Genomic DNA, 15,217 nt, shown 5'->3' with positions numbered 1-15,217 from the left:
GCGGGCGCTGTCATTTATCAATGCGCTTCATGGGCTGACGATGGCATCGTCAGCCACGCGCACAACGTCCAGAATATTGCCTGCGGCCACGGTTCCCATCCTGACGTATGACGCCTCGCTGACGCCGCCAATATGCGGCGAGATGATGACGTTATCGACGGTCTGCCACCTGTGCGGGGCGGTCAGAGGCTCGCTGGTAAAGCTGTCGAGTGCCGCGCCGTGTAAGGTTCCATCCTTTAGCGCCCTGAGCAAGGCGTCATCGTTAATCAACCCGCCGCGCGCCGTGTTCACCAGAATAGCGTTCGGCTTACAGTGGGCGAGCGTGTCTGCGTTAATCATTCCTCTGTTGTCGTCAGTGAGCGGGCAATGCAGGGAGATAACATCGGCACGAGAAAGCAGGTCGGCTAAAGTGTTTGCCCGATCACAGCCTGAAGGTATCGTTTTAGCGTAAGGATCGTACGCCACAACCTGCATACCGAATGCCAGCCCCACGTTCGCCACCCGCGAGCCAATCGCCCCCAGACCGATAAGCCCCAGCGTCATGCCTTCAAGCTCGATCGATTTGTGCGTGGCTTTATCCCAGTGCCCGTCGCGCAGGCGCTTATCAAGGGTGACCACGGATTTGGCACAGGCAAGAATCAATGCCCAGGTATGTTCCGCAACCGCTGCCGCATTGGCACCGGGGGCGGAACGTACGGCGATATTACGCGCCGCTGCCGCTGGCTGGTCTATCACGTCAATGCCGCTTCCGTGTTTGGATATAACCTGTAATGCGGGGGCAGCATCCATGATCCGTGCGGTTATCCTGCCGTAGCGCACCAGGATGGCCACAGGATTGTGCCACTCGCACAGCGTAACCAGCTCTTTTTCTGTGGGCTGACGTCCCGCATACACCACGTCAAAGTCTCGCAGCATGTTTACAGCCTGGTCTGCCAGGTCACATCCGGTGACCAGTACAACGCGTTTGCCTCCCATTACAGTGTCTCCCCGTCAGATAACATGCCCGCCTTGCGCAGCGCGTCGTTAAGCCAGTGTGGACGCAAATCGCCCTCACGAATAGCGGCAAGACGTTGGGTCTCTGTTTCGAGTTTCCCTTTGGCCATGGCGATAATGGCCTGCACTTCATCACGCGGGATCGCCACCACGCCGTCGATATCCGCAACAATCAGATCCCCGGCCCGGACCGTCGCGCCAGCGATAGAGATGGGGTGATTAACCCGGCCAGGAATGGATTTTGTCGGGCCACAGGGGTTAAGACCGGCGGCGAAGACGGGGTAATGCCCTTTACTCAGGGTATCGGCATCACGTACCGCTCCATCAATGATGATGCCCGCGATCCCACTTGCCTGGGCCTGAGTCGCCATAATCTCGCCGAGCAGCGCACAGGTCAGGTCGCCTTTGCCGTCAATCACCAACACATCGCCAGGCTGGGCGACGGCCATTGCGGCATGGATGGCCAGATTATCTCCCGGGCGCACCTCCACGGTAACAGCCGGGCCCGCAACGGCCATCTGAGGTGCGAGCGGTTTGATACGACCATGGAGCGTACCGCGGCGACCGGCAACATCCGCGAGGATAGCGGCCTGATACTCAGCGGCCTGGCGAACCTCTTCGGTCGACACGCGTTCGAACTGACGGTTAATGAATGGTTTTTCTGAAATGGACATGAATGCCTCCATATTGTTTTACTGTGTACAATGCAGGTGTACAGCACAAAACAACTATAGCGGTGTAGCTTTCCTTTTAGCCAGATCTGCAACGGCGTTTGTGATGTAAACACGAAGTGACTCACAAAAATTGAGGTACACTCACTGCCGAGCAGAAAAGGAGATGATGATGGGTAATGAAGGCGTTGTGGCGGTCGAAAAAGCGCTGGCTTTACTGGATTGCTTCCGTCCCGGCGATGAGAGCCTGACGCTGACCGCGCTGGCGCAGCTATCGGGTTATCACAAAACCACGGTTTACCGGTTAATGAATTCGCTTGAACGAATGAACTATGTCGTCAGGCACGATGACGGCAATTATGCGCTTGGCCCACGTCTGCTTTACCTCGGTAAGCTTTATGAGCAATCTTTTCATCTTTCCCGGGTGGTGCAGCCTGAGCTTCAGGCGTTATCTCAGGCCTCACAAGAGAGCGCCAGCTGGTATGTGTTAGAAGGCGGGCAACGTTTGTGCCTGTTCCGTGCGGAAGCCTCCCACGGGCTACGCCACAGTAATCTGCCGGGTACGCAGTTTCCGCTGGACGATTCTGCCATCAGTAAAGTGCTTCGCCACTGGGGCCTTAATGACGTGCTACCAGAGGGGGAGCCCGCTGTTCCGCTCTATACCGCAGGTGCACGAGACCCGCATACCGCGGCGTTTGCGATGCCCGTCTTCGGCGTCAATGACAAGCTGATTGCGGCGCTGGCGCTGACCGGGCCCATATCCAGACTGACTGAAGATCGCCGTGAACAGGGGATCAGCCAGCTGATGCACGTCACCGCCAGTCGCCTGTCGCAGAAAATGGGGGCGAGTAAGGCGTTCTGCCAGCAGTTTTATGGGGAAACGCAAGACACTGCGGAAGAGAGCCTCTGAGCATAAAGCGGGACGGGCGTCCCGCTTTTGTTATGCCTAATGGGTTACCCGCTTTTCATGCAGATGCGCATTGCGGGCCTGTCGTCCCATCACCAACACTGCGACACCCCCCGCGACGCACAGCGCAGCCAGAGGAAGCATGGCCAGCGTGTGGCTACCCGTCCGCTCGTTAATGATGCCGTAAGCGTTGACCATCACCGCGCCGCCGATAAGGTTAGCGATGGCGCCAATCGCAGCCAGCCCCGCAGCAGCCGACGTGCTGCTCATCCAGCCTGACGCCAGCGCCCAGAACGGCCCCTTCATTGAATACGCGCCTATCAGCATGATGCTTAAAATAATAAGGGTGGTAGAAAGAGAGACGCTGACAAATGCGGCAACTACGCCTGCGGCAATCATGAATAGCGTCAGCGCGGTATGCCAGCGGCGTTCGTTGGTTCGGTCAGAACTCCGTCCCCAGACAATCATCAGTACGGATGCCAGGCCGTAAGGAATGGCGTTGAGCAGACCCGTCTCCAGATTATCAAGATGAAACGATTTCAGCAGCTGTGGTGACCAGACGCTGATGGTGGTGCCCGCTGAGGACGCGCCTGCGTAAATCAGCGCCAGCAGCCAGATTTGACGATGCCGGAGCAACTGCCAGGTTGTCTGGTGGCCGATATTTTTTTGCTGCTGACGCTCGCTTTCAAGCGTTGTTTCCAGCCATTTTTTCTGCTCCACGTTAAGCCAGTTAGCCTGGTGCGGGCGATCGCGAAGAACAAACCAGGCGGCAATACCCAGCAGAACCGCGGGTAAGCCTTCAATGATAAACAGCAGATGCCAGCCGCGCAGACCTAACCAGCCGTCCAGTGACAGAATCAACCCCGACAGCGGCGATCCGATAAAATTGGCCAGCGGGATCGCGACCATAAAGGACGCGATAATTCGCGCACGGTAGCGGGCAGGGATCCACCAGGTCAAAAAGAGTACGACACCGGGGAAAAAGCCCGCTTCAGCGGCACCCAGCAGAAAACGCACGATATAAAGCGACGTGGTGTTTTGTACCAGTGCCATGCACATGGATACCACCCCCCAGCTGATCATAATGCGGGGGATCCACAGACGTGCGCCCACCTTCTGCATCGCCAGATTGCTTGGAACTTCAAACAGAAAATACGCCACGAAATAGAGACTGCTGGCGAAGCCAAACGCCGCTTTGCTGAGGCCGAGATCCTCATTCATCTGTAGCGAAGCCATGCCAATATTGCCGCGATCGATAATAGAGACCAGATAACTAACTATCAGAAACGGGAGAATACGCCAGATCACCTTGCGCATAGTCTTTCGTTCTATGTCCTCAGTGGCGGCAACGCCATTACGAATATGTTCTGTCATGAGTTCCTCGCAGGGTCTGTTCTTGGTTTTATCAGGTACAACTCAGTTTTATTTAACAAAACCACTATAGCGTCGGCGCGTTCTTTTTATCCAGTTAATGGAAGGTTTAAATGATGTAAATAAGACGTGACTCACAGATAACGCGCTCTGCTAAATGCGCCTAAACGACAGATGCACCACCCTACGTTGTGAGGTAAAGTACACACCTTGCGCAGCCACAGAGCTGCGGTTTAGCGGGGTATATGCGGATAACACGTTCCCCCATTCTCACTTCTGGTCTACGCCAGCCTGCATGGTGTTGTGTTTTGTCTTCTTAAAAGGGTTGTCTATGTCTGCTGCTCATCTCGGTTTCCCGACGGAAACCGTTGTTGTCTTTGTGGTGATGGCCGTTGGGGCGATGTTTATCGACCTCTTCATGCACCGTCACGATAAACCTATCTCGCTGAAAAGCGCGGCCATGTGGTCCATCTTCTGGGTCATGATGGCTATGGCGTTTGCCGGCTTCTTATACGTGCACCATGGCGCAGAGATGGCGAGTCTGTTCCTCACCGGCTATGCGCTGGAAGAGGTGCTCTCTGTCGACAACCTGTTCGTGATGATGGCGATCTTCGCCTGGTTCGGCGTACCGGATAAGTATCGCCATCGCGTGCTCTACTGGGGCGTGCTGGGGGCGATTGTATTCCGCGGGATTTTTGTGGCCATCGGCACCAGCCTCCTGAGCCTCGGGCCGTACGTTGAGGTCATTTTTGCGCTGGTTGTCGGCTGGACGGCGGTGATGATGCTGAAACGCAATGAAGAGAGCGATGAAGTCGAAGATTACTCTAACCACCTGGCGTACCGCCTGGTAAAACGCTTCTATCCAGTCTGGCCAAAAATCAGCAGCCACGCGTTTATCCTGACCCAGAAAGAGGTGGATGCCGAGCTGGAGAAGCCTGAAAACAAGGATGTGATGGTAGGCCGCGTGAAGAAGGCGAAGCGCTACGCGACGCCGCTGCTGCTCTGCGTGGCGGTGGTAGAGCTGTCCGACGTGATGTTCGCGTTCGACTCCGTTCCCGCCATCATTGCCGTCAGCCGCGAGCCGCTGATTATCTACAGCGCAATGATGTTCGCGATCCTCGGCCTGCGTACCCTCTACTTCGTGCTGGAGGCGCTGAAGCAGTATCTGGTGCATCTGGAGAAAGCGGTCGTGCTGCTGCTGTTCTTCGTGGCGTTCAAGCTGGGGCTAAATGCGACCGACCACTTCTGGCATCACGGTTATAACATCGGTGCCACGGCAAGCCTGTTTGTGGTGCTGGGGGTACTGGCGCTGGGGATTATTGCGAGCGTGATGTTTCCGGGGAAACGTGAGGCCTGATGTACCGCTTTTCTCCCTCTCCCCGAGGGAGAGGGCCGGGGTGAGGGCACCGGGCCGCACCTAACCCTTAATTGGTGAATTCCGGCGCTTGCTCGGATGATGGAAATGGCGCCAGTGCGGATCCTGCGCCGCCGCCAGCAGCTCGTGGTCGCCACGGGTGTCGCCCCAGGCGCGCAGGTGATACGCGTTCAAATCCCCATACACCTTCTCCAGCCTCGCCACCTTCTGCGCACACCGGCAGTTATGGCCGGTGATCCGCCCGGTCAGCTTGCCGTCCTTCACTTCCAGCTGCGTGCCAATCAGCTTAATGCCGAGCTTATCGGCCCACGGCTGCAATACCAGCGCCGGGGAGGCGGAGCAAATCGTTACTTCCGCACCAGAATTGACTTCGTTGGCAACGGCCATGACCCCTTCCGGGCGCATCAGCTTGCTCCAGTATTTTTCACAGAAGGCTTCCGCTTGTTGACGTAACCAGTGTTCATCCACGCCCGTCAGGAAGGTTTTGATCAGCACCTCTTTCAGTTCATCACGCGTCAGCTTGCGGCGCACGCAGTGCAGCGTAGGCAGGGCCATGCGCACCAGCCGGCCAGCAAAATAGCGCTTGCCAAAGGCAAAGCGCAGGAAAGGAATAAAGCTGTCGTGGTGCGTCAACGTACCATCAAAGTCAAAGACAGAGAGCACGCTGGACTTCGCCACGGCTTCGTCGGCAATCATATTGGTCATAAATACGTCTTAGCTGAAATACACATTCTGTTCACTAGTTTACCTGCTTTACCTTCGCAGTCCTTCTATCCGATCTCATTTTTTCTCGAACCTGTGGCCTGACGGGTCAAACGATGTCATCCACCACGCCACCGTCAACGCGCAGCGCCGCGCCGGAAGTCGCGGAGGCCTGCATCGAACAGACGTAAACGACCATGTTGGCCACTTCTTCCACCGTGGCGGCGCGCTGAATCACCGAGCTGGGGCGATTCTCCATCACGAACGCTTTCGCCAGCTGCTCCAGCGATTTGCCGGTTCTCTCGATCTCGTCCTTCATCATCGCGGCAAAGCCGTCCGACATCGTCGGGCCCGGCAGCACGCTGTTCACCGTGACGCCGCTGCCCGCCACAAACTTCGCCAGACCGCGCGCCAGCGAAAGCTGGGCTGTTTTCGTTACGCCATAGTGGATCATATCCGCCGGAATATTGCAGGCCGATTCTGACGAGATAAACACCACCCGACCCCAGCCTTTTTGCACCATGCCGGGCAGCAGGGCGCGGGAGAGGCGCACGCCGGACATCACATTAGTTTGCCAGTAGCGTTCCCAGGTCTCGTCGTCGGTGGAATAAAAATCCTGCTGACCATAAATCCCGGCGTTATTCACCAGAATATCGACGTGCGTGGCAACCCTGAGCAGTTCGTCAACGCCCTCCTGCGAGCTCAGATCGGCGATGGCGGCACGGACCTGCACGCCAGGCACCACCTGCTGTAAGGCCTGAATGCCTTTGTTCACCGAGTCGATGCTGCGCCCGTTCACGATCACCTCCGCACCGCTCTCCGCCAGCCCGCGGGCGATGGCAAACCCTATACCGCCGGTGGACGCGGTCACCAGCGCCACTTTTCCCGTTAAGTCGATTTTCATCGTTCGCTCCTTGTCGTCTTCTGGTTTAAAACTTAAAGCGTAGCAGGTGACGATGACGGATCCTGCTTAAAAAGGCGCAACAACGTCTCCACCTGCTCGTCCAGCGGGCTGAGGGAGCGTTTGACGATGAGGTGCAGCGGTGTCGCGCGACGTACGCCGTGGCTGAGCGGCAGGGTTTTGAGGATGCCTTGCTGGAGCGGGGCCTGAATGCGTTCTTCCGGTAGCCAGCCGTATCCAACCTGATACATCACCGCTTCGATCGCGGCATCAATGGTTGAGAAGGTCCACGACTCCCCGGCGAGACGAACGGTGGGCTGGCTGTCTGCGATCTGAATGCGCGGCCACGGGCGTAACGTCTCGTCATTAAGCGGTGTATCCAGCGCGAACAGCGGGTGCGCGTGATGTGCAACGGCAACAAAATCGATATTCATCAGCCATTCGCCCAGCCCGGTGACGTCCTGGCGGCGGGTTAAGACCATCACGTCGGCTTCATCATTGAGCGCGTCCGCGCGACTGTTTTCCAGCACCTCGGTGAGCCGCACCTGCGTTTGCGGATACCGCTGCTGAAACTGCCGCAAAATAGCGAACAGCCGGCTGCGCGGAAAAATACTGTCTACCATCAGATCAATACGGGTTCGCATCCCGCTGCGCAGGGTCGCAGCGCGGGTTTCAACATAGGCGAAGGCTTTCAGCAGCGGCTTCACCTGATCCAGCAACAGCTCTCCCGCCGGGGTCAGCACGGCCCGCCTGCCTTCCGTCATTAAGAGCGCCACGCCAAGCCGTTCCTGCAACAGCGACAGGTTATAGCTAACCGAGGACTGGCTGCGGTGCGTCTCTTCTGCTGCTCTGGCAAAGCTGCCAGCCTCGACTACTCTCTCCAGCAGGGCCCATTGTTCTAGCGTCGTCTTATGCATGATCAATCTAAATTTTGGATGAATTTGATTCAAACATAGCGTTATTCATTCATTTTTTGAAGGGGTACGATAGTTTCATCAAAACAAAGGAGACATCTTATGAACACCTTCGACAAACATGACTTAAGCGGCTTCGTCGGCAAACATCTGGTTTATACCTACGATAACGGCTGGAACTACGAAATTTACGTGAAAAACGAGAACACGCTCGACTACCGTATTCACAGCGGTCTGGTGGGTAATCGTTGGGTGAAAGATCAGCAGGCGTATATCGTCCGCGTCGGAGAGAGCATCTATAAAATTTCCTGGACCGAGCCAACCGGTACCGACGTTAGCCTGATTGTGAACCTGGGCGACAGCCTGTTCCACGGCACCATTTTCTTCCCGCGCTGGGTTATGAACAATCCGGAAAAAACCGTCTGCTTCCAGAACGATCACATTCCGCTGATGAACAGTTACCGTGATGCCGGTCCGGCCTATCCGACTGAAGTAATTGATGAATTTGCCACCATCACCTTCGTTCGCGACTGTGGTGCTAACGATGACACCGTGATTGCATGTGCGGCCAGCGAGCTGCCAGCAAACTTCCCTGAAAATTTGAAATAAGCTTCGCAACGCGTTAAATGCACAACGGCCATTTCGGTATACACCGGAATGGCCGTTTTTTTATGCCGCAGAGGGACCGCAATAAGCGATTGATTCTGCCGTCAGGGTGAAGGGCGTAGGGGTACAGACCGCCAGGCTCAGCGAGCCGAAGCGTAGCTGGCTGACCGGAAGCGACTGGGCGGTGCTGTCAATGCTGACAATCTGCCACGCGCTGCCGCCACGCTGCTTGACGATGGCCTCTTTGCGCGTCCAGATGCGCCAGAAGGCGGAAAGCTGTTCTTCCGGCGCTTCACGCTCCAGCTCGGCATGTTCGGTAAGGCTGAAGACGGCATTCGCCAGCGCCTGCCAGTTCGCACGCGGACGAATCGCTTCAATATCGCAGCCAACTTCACCTTCATCGCTCAGCAGCAGGGCAATGTCGTCCCCGCTGTGGCTCAGGTTAAACCACAGCGGATGACCGTTAGCGAAGGCCGGTTTTCCCTGCTCACCGTAGATTATCTCGGGAAGCGGAGAAGGGGATAAGGTTCTGGCGAGCAGCGTCCGGCCTGCAAGCCAGGAAGCGTGTCGCGCACCCTGAGGTGCCATGTCTGCGAGCGTTGACGCCAGCGGGTCCGCGCTAAGGGTGGAGATCTTTCCCAGTACAAACTGGTACATAGTTACGCCCAGCGTTTAATGATTATCGAGGTATTGATGCCGCCAAAGGCAAAGTTATTGCTCTGTATAAATTCGCAATCAATCGGGCGGGCTTCCCCCATAATATAATCTAAAGCGCCACATTGCTCACCCGGTTATCCCGGCAAACGGCTTTTTGGCCGACCCGGCCCCAGCAGAATGGCGAGTTTACTGCCTCCTTTGGTGGTTTCCATCCAGATTTTACAGACGCTGGTGAGCGGTACGGAGAGCAACATGCCCACCGGTCCCAGGAGCCATCCCCAGATCAGTAATGATAAAAACACCACCATCGTCGACATGCCCAGGCGGTGGCCCATCATGCGCGGTTCGAGAATATTGCCCAGTACCATGTGCACGACAAGGAACAGCGCCCCCACCAGCATGCACTCATAAAAACCGTTAAACAGGAACGCCTGGATCATCGGCGGGACGGCAGAAAGCACCGCGCCAATATTGGGCACGTAGTTCAGTAAAAACGCCAGCACGCCCCACATCAGCGCGAACTGTACGTCCAGCAGTACCAGCCCCAGCCAGACAATCACGCCGGTCCACAGGCTAAGCAGGGTTTTCAGCGCCAGATATTTGGACACGCCCTTCAGCGCGCGGTGCAAGCCGGCAATGTGGATCTGCGGATTGTTCAGAGCAAAACGCAGCTTATACGGCACGTGGCGCACTTCGAACAGCATAAATACCACCGTCATCACCAGCAGCAGAATGCTGGCCATCGCCCCGGAAAGCCCGGTCATTAACGTGGTGGCGTAGGTCATGACCTTCTCGGAATCCATCCGGCGCAGCATTCGTTCCGGTGAAATATGCAGATTAACGAACGGCATCATTTGCTGGAGATCGACCAGCTTGCGCGTCAGCTCTTTATTGTACTGCGGCAGCATAGTGGAAAATTCACTCAGCGAGGCGGCGAGCACGCCGAACAGCGCCGTCAGCACAATCAGCATTACGATAACCACAATGGTGATGGCGACCGGGCGGCTGATGCCCCTGCGTAAAAACCATGTCACCAGCGGGTTGAGAACGATGGCGAAAAACAGCGCCAGCAGAAGCTGAACAATTATATCCGCCGCCGCGTGGATACCCGCAAGGATAACCACCAGGCAGGCGAGTTTGAGTAAAATATGAAGTCCGGCTTTATCGGGCGGGCTGGCAGTCATAAGAATTCCTTTTTCCGGGGGGCTCGTTAATTGTAGTGCGCCGGAAGTGCTTCGTCTGGAGCGTTAGTCTGAAAGTCGTGGCAAAAAAATGGCCCCCGGCGCAAGCGACGGAGGCCATGGTATCCCGGTGAACGATTACTGGATCACGAGGGTGTTAATGATGTTTTCAGCGGCGCTCTGCGCTTTCTGCTGATTGTCTGCCGGCAGGGTGATCTGCATGGTCAGCAGTTTATTATCCACCTTGCCGAGCACCACGGAGGAGTACGCGGTCTGGCCTTTGGCGGAGATGATGCTGTCCAGCTGTTGCAGCGTGTGGCCTTTCAGTTCAATCGACTTATTGGTGACCACCTGAAGCTGCGGGTCGCGGCTGCGCTGCTGGTCTGCCAGACGTTTGGCCAGCACGCCCAGATCTTCGCTGGTATCGTCACCGACAATCACAATGACCGCTTTTTGGCCGGTGGCATCGGAATAGACGTGCATGTTGTTCGCCTGGGTGCCCAGCTTGCCGCTCTGATCGGTCATATCCGCAGGCAGAGAGAAACTGAGTTTGCCATCCATCAGGCTCACCGGCTGACCGGTGGCGTTGCTTTCTGCTGACGCGCCCTGAGCAGGCGTTTTGGTGTCGCTGTTATCACAGGCTGCAAGGCCAACAACCAGCAGGCCAATCCCGACATATTTAACCAGATTGCGCATTGACTTCTTCCTTTCGATAAACGGCCATAGCGGCTCATTCGTTCATCTTATCACAACTGATAAAGCGAACCCTTAACCTGCCTGTAATGCGGCGATTTCAGATTTATCTGCCAGCCTTTTCAGCAGCATATTCAACAGCACGCCGTACATCGGCAGGAAGAAAACCAGGCTGATAAGCACCTTAAAGGCGTAGTCCACCAGGGCGATTTCCATCCAGTGTTCTGCCATGAAGGCGTCTGGGCTGCGCCAGAAGGCAATGAAGAAGAAGGCCAGCGTATCGCTCACGTTACCGAACAGCGTCGACGCCGTCGGTGCCATCCACCAGCGATGGTTCTGACGCAGGCGGTTAAAGACGTGAACATCGAGGATCTGCCCCAGGGCATAGGCCATAAAGCTGGCGGCGGCAATACGCGCGACGAACAGGTTGAAATGCGTCAGTGCTTCAACGCCCTGCCAGCTACCCATGTAAAACAGGGAGGAGATGGCGTAGGAGACGAACAGCGCCGGGATCATCACCGCAAAAATAATCCGCCGCGCCAGCGGTGCGCCAAAGATACGCACGGTTAAATCGGTCGCGAGGAAAATAAACGGAAAACTGAACGCGCCCCAGGTGGTATGGAAACCAAAAATGGAGATGGGGAGCTGTACCAGATAGTTACTGGAGATGATCACCAGCAGATGAAATAGCGAAAGCCAGAACAACGCTTTGACGCGCTGCGATTGTGTAAAGGAGTTCATATTGTACCTTTTTGATTAATATTTGGGGTGAGGGAACCCAATAAAGCCGCCGCATGATACTGCTTTGACCGCACTTTGCAATGGCTAATTTTCACGCAATCGTTAACCTGGTTTGCATTGACGATAGCGGGGCGTAAACTACAGCCGTTTTTACCTGAACGAGAAGAAAATGACCGACCTGTTTTCCAGCCCAGATCACACGCTTGACGCCCAGGGCCTCCGTTGCCCGGAGCCGGTAATGATGGTGCGTAAAACCGTACGTAACATGCAGAGCGGCGAAACGCTGCTGATCGTCGCTGATGATCCGGCCACCACCCGCGATATCCCCGGCTTTTGTACCTTTATGGAACACGAGCTGGTGGCGCAGCAAACGGAAACCCTGCCGTACCGGTATTTGATTCGTAAGGGGTAGGTGCGGCCTGATGCCCTCACCCCGCCCCTCTCCCACGGGGAGAGGGAGAAAACCTTTCTAAACCATCGTTTCAAAATTTCGCGCTTTTGTGAGGCGCTTCACCCTCCCTTTTCCAGCCGTAGTCTAATTTTTAAACGTCAAAAACTAAAACACCGTTTTAACGCTTATCTCACTACCCTGGAGTTGACTGAATGAAAACGACCCTCAAGCCGTTACTGGCCGCTCTGTGCCTGTCTGCTTTTGCCTGCACCGTTTCCGCGCAAACCATTAAAGCCGCCGATGTGCATCCTGAAGGCTACCCGAACGTGGTGGCGGTTCAGCAGATGGGTGAAAAGCTCAAGCAACAAACCGACGGCAAGCTGGAGATTAAGGTCTTTCCCGGCGGCGTGCTGGGGGATGAAAAGCAGATGATTGAGCAGGCGCAGATGGGGGCGATTGATATGATCCGCGTCTCCATGGCGCCGGTTGCCGCCATCCTGCCGGATATCGAAGTGTTTACGCTGCCCTACGTGTTCCGCGATGAGCACCACATGCACAAAGTGATCGACGGGGAAATCGGCAAGCAGATCGGTGACAAACTCACCGCCAACCCGAAATCGCGTCTGGTGTTCCTCGGCTGGATGGATTCCGGCACCCGCAACCTGATCACCAAAGAGCCGATCGTCAAGCCGGACGATCTGAAAGGGAAGAAAATCCGCGTGCAGGGTAGCCCGGTGGCACTGGCCACGCTGAAAGCGATGGGGGCGAACGCAATCGCGATGGGCGTCAGCGAGGTGTACAGCGGCATGCAGACCGGGGTGATTGACGGTGCGGAGAACAACCCGCCAACCTTTGTCGCCCACAACTACATGCCGGTTGCGAAAAACTACACGCTGAGCGGCCACTTCATCACCCCGGAAATGCTGCTCTATTCAAAAGTGAAATGGGACAAGCTGAGCGCTGATGAACAGCAAAAAATCCTGACCCTGGCCCGTGAAGCACAGTTAGAGCAGCGCAAGCTGTGGAATGCCTATAACGACCAGGCGCTGGCGAAAATGAAGGCCGGCGGCGTGCAGTTCCACGATATTGATAAAACGGTGTTTATCAAGGCGACAGAGCCGGTGCGCGCGCAGTATGGCGACAAGCATCAGGATCTGATGAAAGCCATCGCCGACGTTCAGTGATCCGGAGTACGTATGTCCGAACTCTACCTGAAGTGGATGGACCGTCTGTACCTGCTCGCCATGGCGGTGGCGGGTGTCTCGCTGCTGGTGATGACGATTGTCATCCCCATCGGCATCTTCTCACGCTACGTGCTCAACCGCGGCGAATCCTGGCCGGAGCCCGTCGCCATTATCTGCATGGTGACGTTTACCTTTATCGGCGCGGCGGTGAGCTACCGCGCCGGATCGCATATTGCGGTCAACATGCTTACCGACCGTCTGCCCGTATCGCTGCAAAGGCTGTGCGCACGTGCGGTGGACCTGCTGATGCTGCTGATCTCTGGCCTGATGTGCTGGTACAGCTACTGGCTGTGCGTCGAGCTGTGGGAGCAGCCGGTGGCGGAGTTTCCGCTCCTGACCTCCGGCGAGAGCTATCTGCCGCTGCCTGTCGGGTCGGCGATTTTGATCCTGTTTGTGCTTGAACGCCTGCTGTTTGGCTCGCAGGAAAACCGTCCGGTCGTGCTGATCGGCAACCACAGTTAAGGGGTGAACAATGGATGCTTTTATTTTGTTATTCACCCTCGCCATTTTGCTGGCGCTGGGGATGCCGGTGGCCTTTGCCGTGGGCCTGAGCGCCGTCGCGGGCGCGCTGTGGATTGACCTGCCGCTGGAGGCGCTGATGATCCAGATCACCAGCGGGGTGAACAAATTCACGTTGCTGGCGATCCCGTTCTTCATCCTTGCCGGGGCGATCATGGCGGAAGGGGGCATTGCCCGACGGCTGGTTAACTTCGCGTATGTCTTTGTCGGCTTTATTCGCGGCGGGCTGTCGCTGGTGAACATCGTGGCTTCAACGTTCTTCGGCGCGATTTCCGGCTCGTCGGTGGCGGATACGGCGTCCATAGGCAGCGTGATGATCCCGGAGATGGAGAAGAAGGGCTATCCGCGCGAATACGCGGCGGCGGTGACGGCCAGCGGGTCGGTGCAGGCGATTTTAATCCCGCCCAGCCACAACTCGGTGATTTATTCCCTGGCGGCGGGGGGCACGGTCTCCATCGCCACGCTGTTTATTGCGGGCGTATTGCCGGGCCTGCTGCTGGGCGTGAGCCTGATGGTGCTCTGTCTGTGCTTCGCCCGCAAGCGCGGCTATCCGAAGGGGGACAAAATCCCATTCAGGCAGGCGCTGAAAATCATGCTCGATGCCCTGTGGGGGCTGATGACGGTGGTGATTATCCTCGGCGGGATCTTGTCCGGGATTTTTACCGCCACCGAATCCGCCGCCGTGGCCTGCCTGTGGGCGTTTTTCGTCACCATGTTTATCTACCGCGACTACAAATGGAGCGAACTGCCGAAGCTGATGTGCCGCACGGTGAAAACTGTCACCATCGTGATGATTTTGATTGGCTTTGCCGCGGCGTTTGGCGCGGTGATGACCTACATGCAGCTGCCGATGCGCATCACCGAGTTCTTCACGTCGCTCTCTGATAATAAGTACGTGATCCTGATGTATCTCAACGTCATGCTGCTGCTGATTGGCACGCTGATGGACATGGCGCCGATCATTCTGATCCTGACGCCGGTGCTGCTGCCGGTGACCAACGCGCTGGGGATCGACCCGGTACACTTCGGGATGATCATGATGGTTAACCTGGGGATCGGGCTGATCACCCCGCCGGTCGGGTCGGTGCTGTTTGTGGCGAGCGCGGTAAGCAAGCAGAAGATTGAAACCGTGGTGCGGGCGATGCTGCCATTTTACGGCATCCTGCTGGTGGTGCTGGGGATGGTGACCTATATCCCTGCGATATCATTGTGGCTGCCGAGGATGTTAGGGATGCAGTGACGCCGTTTTTTGCCGGGTGGCGGCTGCGCCGAAACCGCGCACCGGTGTGTGGGCGTTTTGGGGCCGGGAGGGGGCCCCCCCCCCCGGCGGGGTTTTTTTGGGGGGGTATAA

Annotated in this window: 17 protein-coding genes and 1 pseudogene; 7 read left to right on the top strand and 11 right to left on the bottom strand. The window is 56.6% G+C overall.

Features of this window, described 5'->3' with window-relative positions; genetic code table 11:
• Positions 1–27: 27 nt before the first annotated feature.
• Both A3466_RS07095 and A3466_RS07090 read right to left on the bottom strand, forming a co-directional pair.
• A complete protein-coding gene (locus A3466_RS07095) occupies positions 28–975 on the bottom strand; it encodes a hydroxyacid dehydrogenase (protein WP_063450004.1) in 948 nt (315 codons plus the stop codon).
• Positions 975–1,667 carry an RraA family protein gene (locus A3466_RS07090; RefSeq protein WP_063450003.1) on the bottom strand — a complete coding sequence of 231 codons (693 nt, stop codon included), beginning with the start codon at positions 1,665–1,667 and terminating at the stop codon, positions 975–977. The genes A3466_RS07095 and A3466_RS07090 overlap by 1 nt, the downstream gene beginning before the upstream one ends.
• Before the next feature lie 169 nt (positions 1,668–1,836).
• Here A3466_RS07090 and A3466_RS07085 point away from each other — a divergent pair, with 169 nt between their 5' ends.
• Positions 1,837–2,574, top strand: coding sequence for an IclR family transcriptional regulator (locus A3466_RS07085; protein WP_063450002.1), 738 nt, complete (start codon positions 1,837–1,839; stop codon positions 2,572–2,574).
• Positions 2,575–2,610: 36 nt separating this feature from the next.
• Here A3466_RS07085 and A3466_RS07080 read toward each other — a convergent pair whose 3' ends face one another.
• Positions 2,611–3,945 carry an MFS transporter gene (locus A3466_RS07080; protein WP_063450001.1) on the bottom strand — a complete coding sequence of 445 codons (1,335 nt, stop codon included), beginning with the start codon at positions 3,943–3,945 and terminating at the stop codon, positions 2,611–2,613.
• Between the two features lie 328 nt (positions 3,946–4,273).
• On the opposite strand from A3466_RS07080, the gene A3466_RS07075 reads away from it, so the two are divergent.
• Positions 4,274–5,299 (top strand): TerC/Alx family metal homeostasis membrane protein, encoded by a 1,026-nt coding sequence (locus tag A3466_RS07075; protein ID WP_023298822.1) that lies wholly within the window; start codon positions 4,274–4,276, stop codon positions 5,297–5,299.
• Positions 5,300–5,359: 60 nt separating this feature from the next.
• Here the strand turns inward: A3466_RS07075 and A3466_RS07070 are convergent, their stop codons facing one another.
• The 3 genes from A3466_RS07070 to A3466_RS07060 form a co-directional block, all read right to left on the bottom strand.
• Positions 5,360–6,022, bottom strand: a complete 663-nt coding sequence (locus tag A3466_RS07070) for an HAD family hydrolase (RefSeq protein WP_074160967.1) — start codon at positions 6,020–6,022, stop codon at positions 5,360–5,362.
• A 106-nt stretch (positions 6,023–6,128) separates the two neighbouring features.
• On the bottom strand, positions 6,129–6,923 hold the full coding sequence (locus A3466_RS07065) for an SDR family NAD(P)-dependent oxidoreductase (RefSeq protein ID WP_063450000.1): 795 nt from the start codon (positions 6,921–6,923) through the stop codon (positions 6,129–6,131).
• Between the two features lie 32 nt (positions 6,924–6,955).
• A complete protein-coding gene (locus tag A3466_RS07060) occupies positions 6,956–7,837 on the bottom strand; it encodes a LysR family transcriptional regulator (protein WP_063449999.1) in 882 nt (293 codons plus the stop codon).
• A 99-nt stretch (positions 7,838–7,936) separates the two neighbouring features.
• Between A3466_RS07060 and A3466_RS07055 the strand changes: the two genes are divergently transcribed.
• Positions 7,937–8,443, top strand: coding sequence for a phenolic acid decarboxylase (locus A3466_RS07055; protein ID WP_063449998.1), 507 nt, complete (start codon positions 7,937–7,939; stop codon positions 8,441–8,443).
• Between the two features lie 60 nt (positions 8,444–8,503).
• On the opposite strand, the gene acpT is transcribed toward A3466_RS07055, so the two are convergent.
• The 5 genes and pseudogenes from acpT to A3466_RS07035 all read right to left on the bottom strand — a co-directional run bounded on the left by acpT (position 8,504) and on the right by A3466_RS07035 (position 11,712).
• Positions 8,504–9,097, bottom strand: a complete 594-nt coding sequence (acpT, locus tag A3466_RS07050) for a 4'-phosphopantetheinyl transferase AcpT (protein ID WP_063449997.1) — start codon at positions 9,095–9,097, stop codon at positions 8,504–8,506.
• A 2-nt stretch (positions 9,098–9,099) separates the two neighbouring features.
• Positions 9,100–9,231: pseudogene (locus A3466_RS23670) on the bottom strand (beta-ketoacyl-ACP synthase); the annotation flags it as partial.
• Complete coding sequence (locus A3466_RS07045; RefSeq protein ID WP_063449996.1) at positions 9,232–10,281, bottom strand: AI-2E family transporter; 1,050 nt, start codon at positions 10,279–10,281, stop codon at positions 9,232–9,234. It lies immediately after the preceding pseudogene.
• A gap of 135 nt (positions 10,282–10,416) precedes the next feature.
• Entirely contained in the window at positions 10,417–10,974 is a 558-nt protein-coding gene (locus tag A3466_RS07040; RefSeq protein ID WP_063449995.1) for a DcrB family lipoprotein, read from the bottom strand.
• Between the two features lie 72 nt (positions 10,975–11,046).
• Positions 11,047–11,712: a 7-cyano-7-deazaguanine/7-aminomethyl-7-deazaguanine transporter gene (locus A3466_RS07035; protein WP_063449994.1), complete on the bottom strand. Its 666-nt coding sequence runs from the start codon at positions 11,710–11,712 to the stop codon at positions 11,047–11,049.
• A 169-nt stretch (positions 11,713–11,881) separates the two neighbouring features.
• Between A3466_RS07035 and tusA the strand changes: the two genes are divergently transcribed.
• The 4 genes from tusA to A3466_RS07015 all read left to right on the top strand — a co-directional run bounded on the left by tusA (position 11,882) and on the right by A3466_RS07015 (position 15,106).
• Complete coding sequence (tusA, locus tag A3466_RS07030; RefSeq protein ID WP_000130627.1) at positions 11,882–12,124, top strand: sulfurtransferase TusA; 243 nt, start codon at positions 11,882–11,884, stop codon at positions 12,122–12,124.
• Between the two features lie 191 nt (positions 12,125–12,315).
• The gene (locus A3466_RS07025; protein WP_063449993.1) at positions 12,316–13,287 is read left to right on the top strand and encodes a TRAP transporter substrate-binding protein; all 972 of its coding nucleotides are present in this window, start codon (positions 12,316–12,318) and stop codon (positions 13,285–13,287) included.
• Positions 13,288–13,299: 12 nt separating this feature from the next.
• Positions 13,300–13,809: a TRAP transporter small permease gene (locus A3466_RS07020; protein ID WP_063449992.1), complete on the top strand. Its 510-nt coding sequence runs from the start codon at positions 13,300–13,302 to the stop codon at positions 13,807–13,809.
• Positions 13,810–13,819: 10 nt separating this feature from the next.
• Positions 13,820–15,106, top strand: coding sequence for a TRAP transporter large permease (locus tag A3466_RS07015; protein ID WP_063449991.1), 1,287 nt, complete (start codon positions 13,820–13,822; stop codon positions 15,104–15,106).
• The last annotated feature ends 111 nt before the right edge of the window (positions 15,107–15,217 follow it).

The sequence above is a fragment of the Enterobacter genomosp. S genome (assembly GCF_001631805.1).
GTDB lineage: Bacteria > Pseudomonadota > Gammaproteobacteria > Enterobacterales > Enterobacteriaceae > Enterobacter > Enterobacter quasihormaechei.
This window is presented reverse-complemented; position numbering and strand designations above follow the sequence as displayed.

Coding starts and splice junctions, on each gene's coding strand:
- A3466_RS07095 (WP_063450004.1), bottom strand. CDS start 975: ATGGGAGGCAAACGCGTTGTACTGGTCACCGGATGTGACCTGGCAGAC.
- A3466_RS07090 (WP_063450003.1), bottom strand. CDS start 1,667: ATGTCCATTTCAGAAAAACCATTCATTAACCGTCAGTTCGAACGCGTG.
- A3466_RS07085 (WP_063450002.1), top strand. CDS start 1,837: ATGGGTAATGAAGGCGTTGTGGCGGTCGAAAAAGCGCTGGCTTTACTG.
- A3466_RS07080 (WP_063450001.1), bottom strand. CDS start 3,945: ATGACAGAACATATTCGTAATGGCGTTGCCGCCACTGAGGACATAGAA.
- A3466_RS07075 (WP_023298822.1), top strand. CDS start 4,274: ATGTCTGCTGCTCATCTCGGTTTCCCGACGGAAACCGTTGTTGTCTTT.
- A3466_RS07070 (WP_074160967.1), bottom strand. CDS start 6,022: ATGACCAATATGATTGCCGACGAAGCCGTGGCGAAGTCCAGCGTGCTC.
- A3466_RS07065 (WP_063450000.1), bottom strand. CDS start 6,923: ATGAAAATCGACTTAACGGGAAAAGTGGCGCTGGTGACCGCGTCCACC.
- A3466_RS07060 (WP_063449999.1), bottom strand. CDS start 7,837: ATGCATAAGACGACGCTAGAACAATGGGCCCTGCTGGAGAGAGTAGTC.
- A3466_RS07055 (WP_063449998.1), top strand. CDS start 7,937: ATGAACACCTTCGACAAACATGACTTAAGCGGCTTCGTCGGCAAACAT.
- acpT (WP_063449997.1), bottom strand. CDS start 9,097: ATGTACCAGTTTGTACTGGGAAAGATCTCCACCCTTAGCGCGGACCCG.
- A3466_RS07045 (WP_063449996.1), bottom strand. CDS start 10,281: ATGACTGCCAGCCCGCCCGATAAAGCCGGACTTCATATTTTACTCAAA.
- A3466_RS07040 (WP_063449995.1), bottom strand. CDS start 10,974: ATGCGCAATCTGGTTAAATATGTCGGGATTGGCCTGCTGGTTGTTGGC.
- A3466_RS07035 (WP_063449994.1), bottom strand. CDS start 11,712: ATGAACTCCTTTACACAATCGCAGCGCGTCAAAGCGTTGTTCTGGCTT.
- tusA (WP_000130627.1), top strand. CDS start 11,882: ATGACCGACCTGTTTTCCAGCCCAGATCACACGCTTGACGCCCAGGGC.
- A3466_RS07025 (WP_063449993.1), top strand. CDS start 12,316: ATGAAAACGACCCTCAAGCCGTTACTGGCCGCTCTGTGCCTGTCTGCT.
- A3466_RS07020 (WP_063449992.1), top strand. CDS start 13,300: ATGTCCGAACTCTACCTGAAGTGGATGGACCGTCTGTACCTGCTCGCC.
- A3466_RS07015 (WP_063449991.1), top strand. CDS start 13,820: ATGGATGCTTTTATTTTGTTATTCACCCTCGCCATTTTGCTGGCGCTG.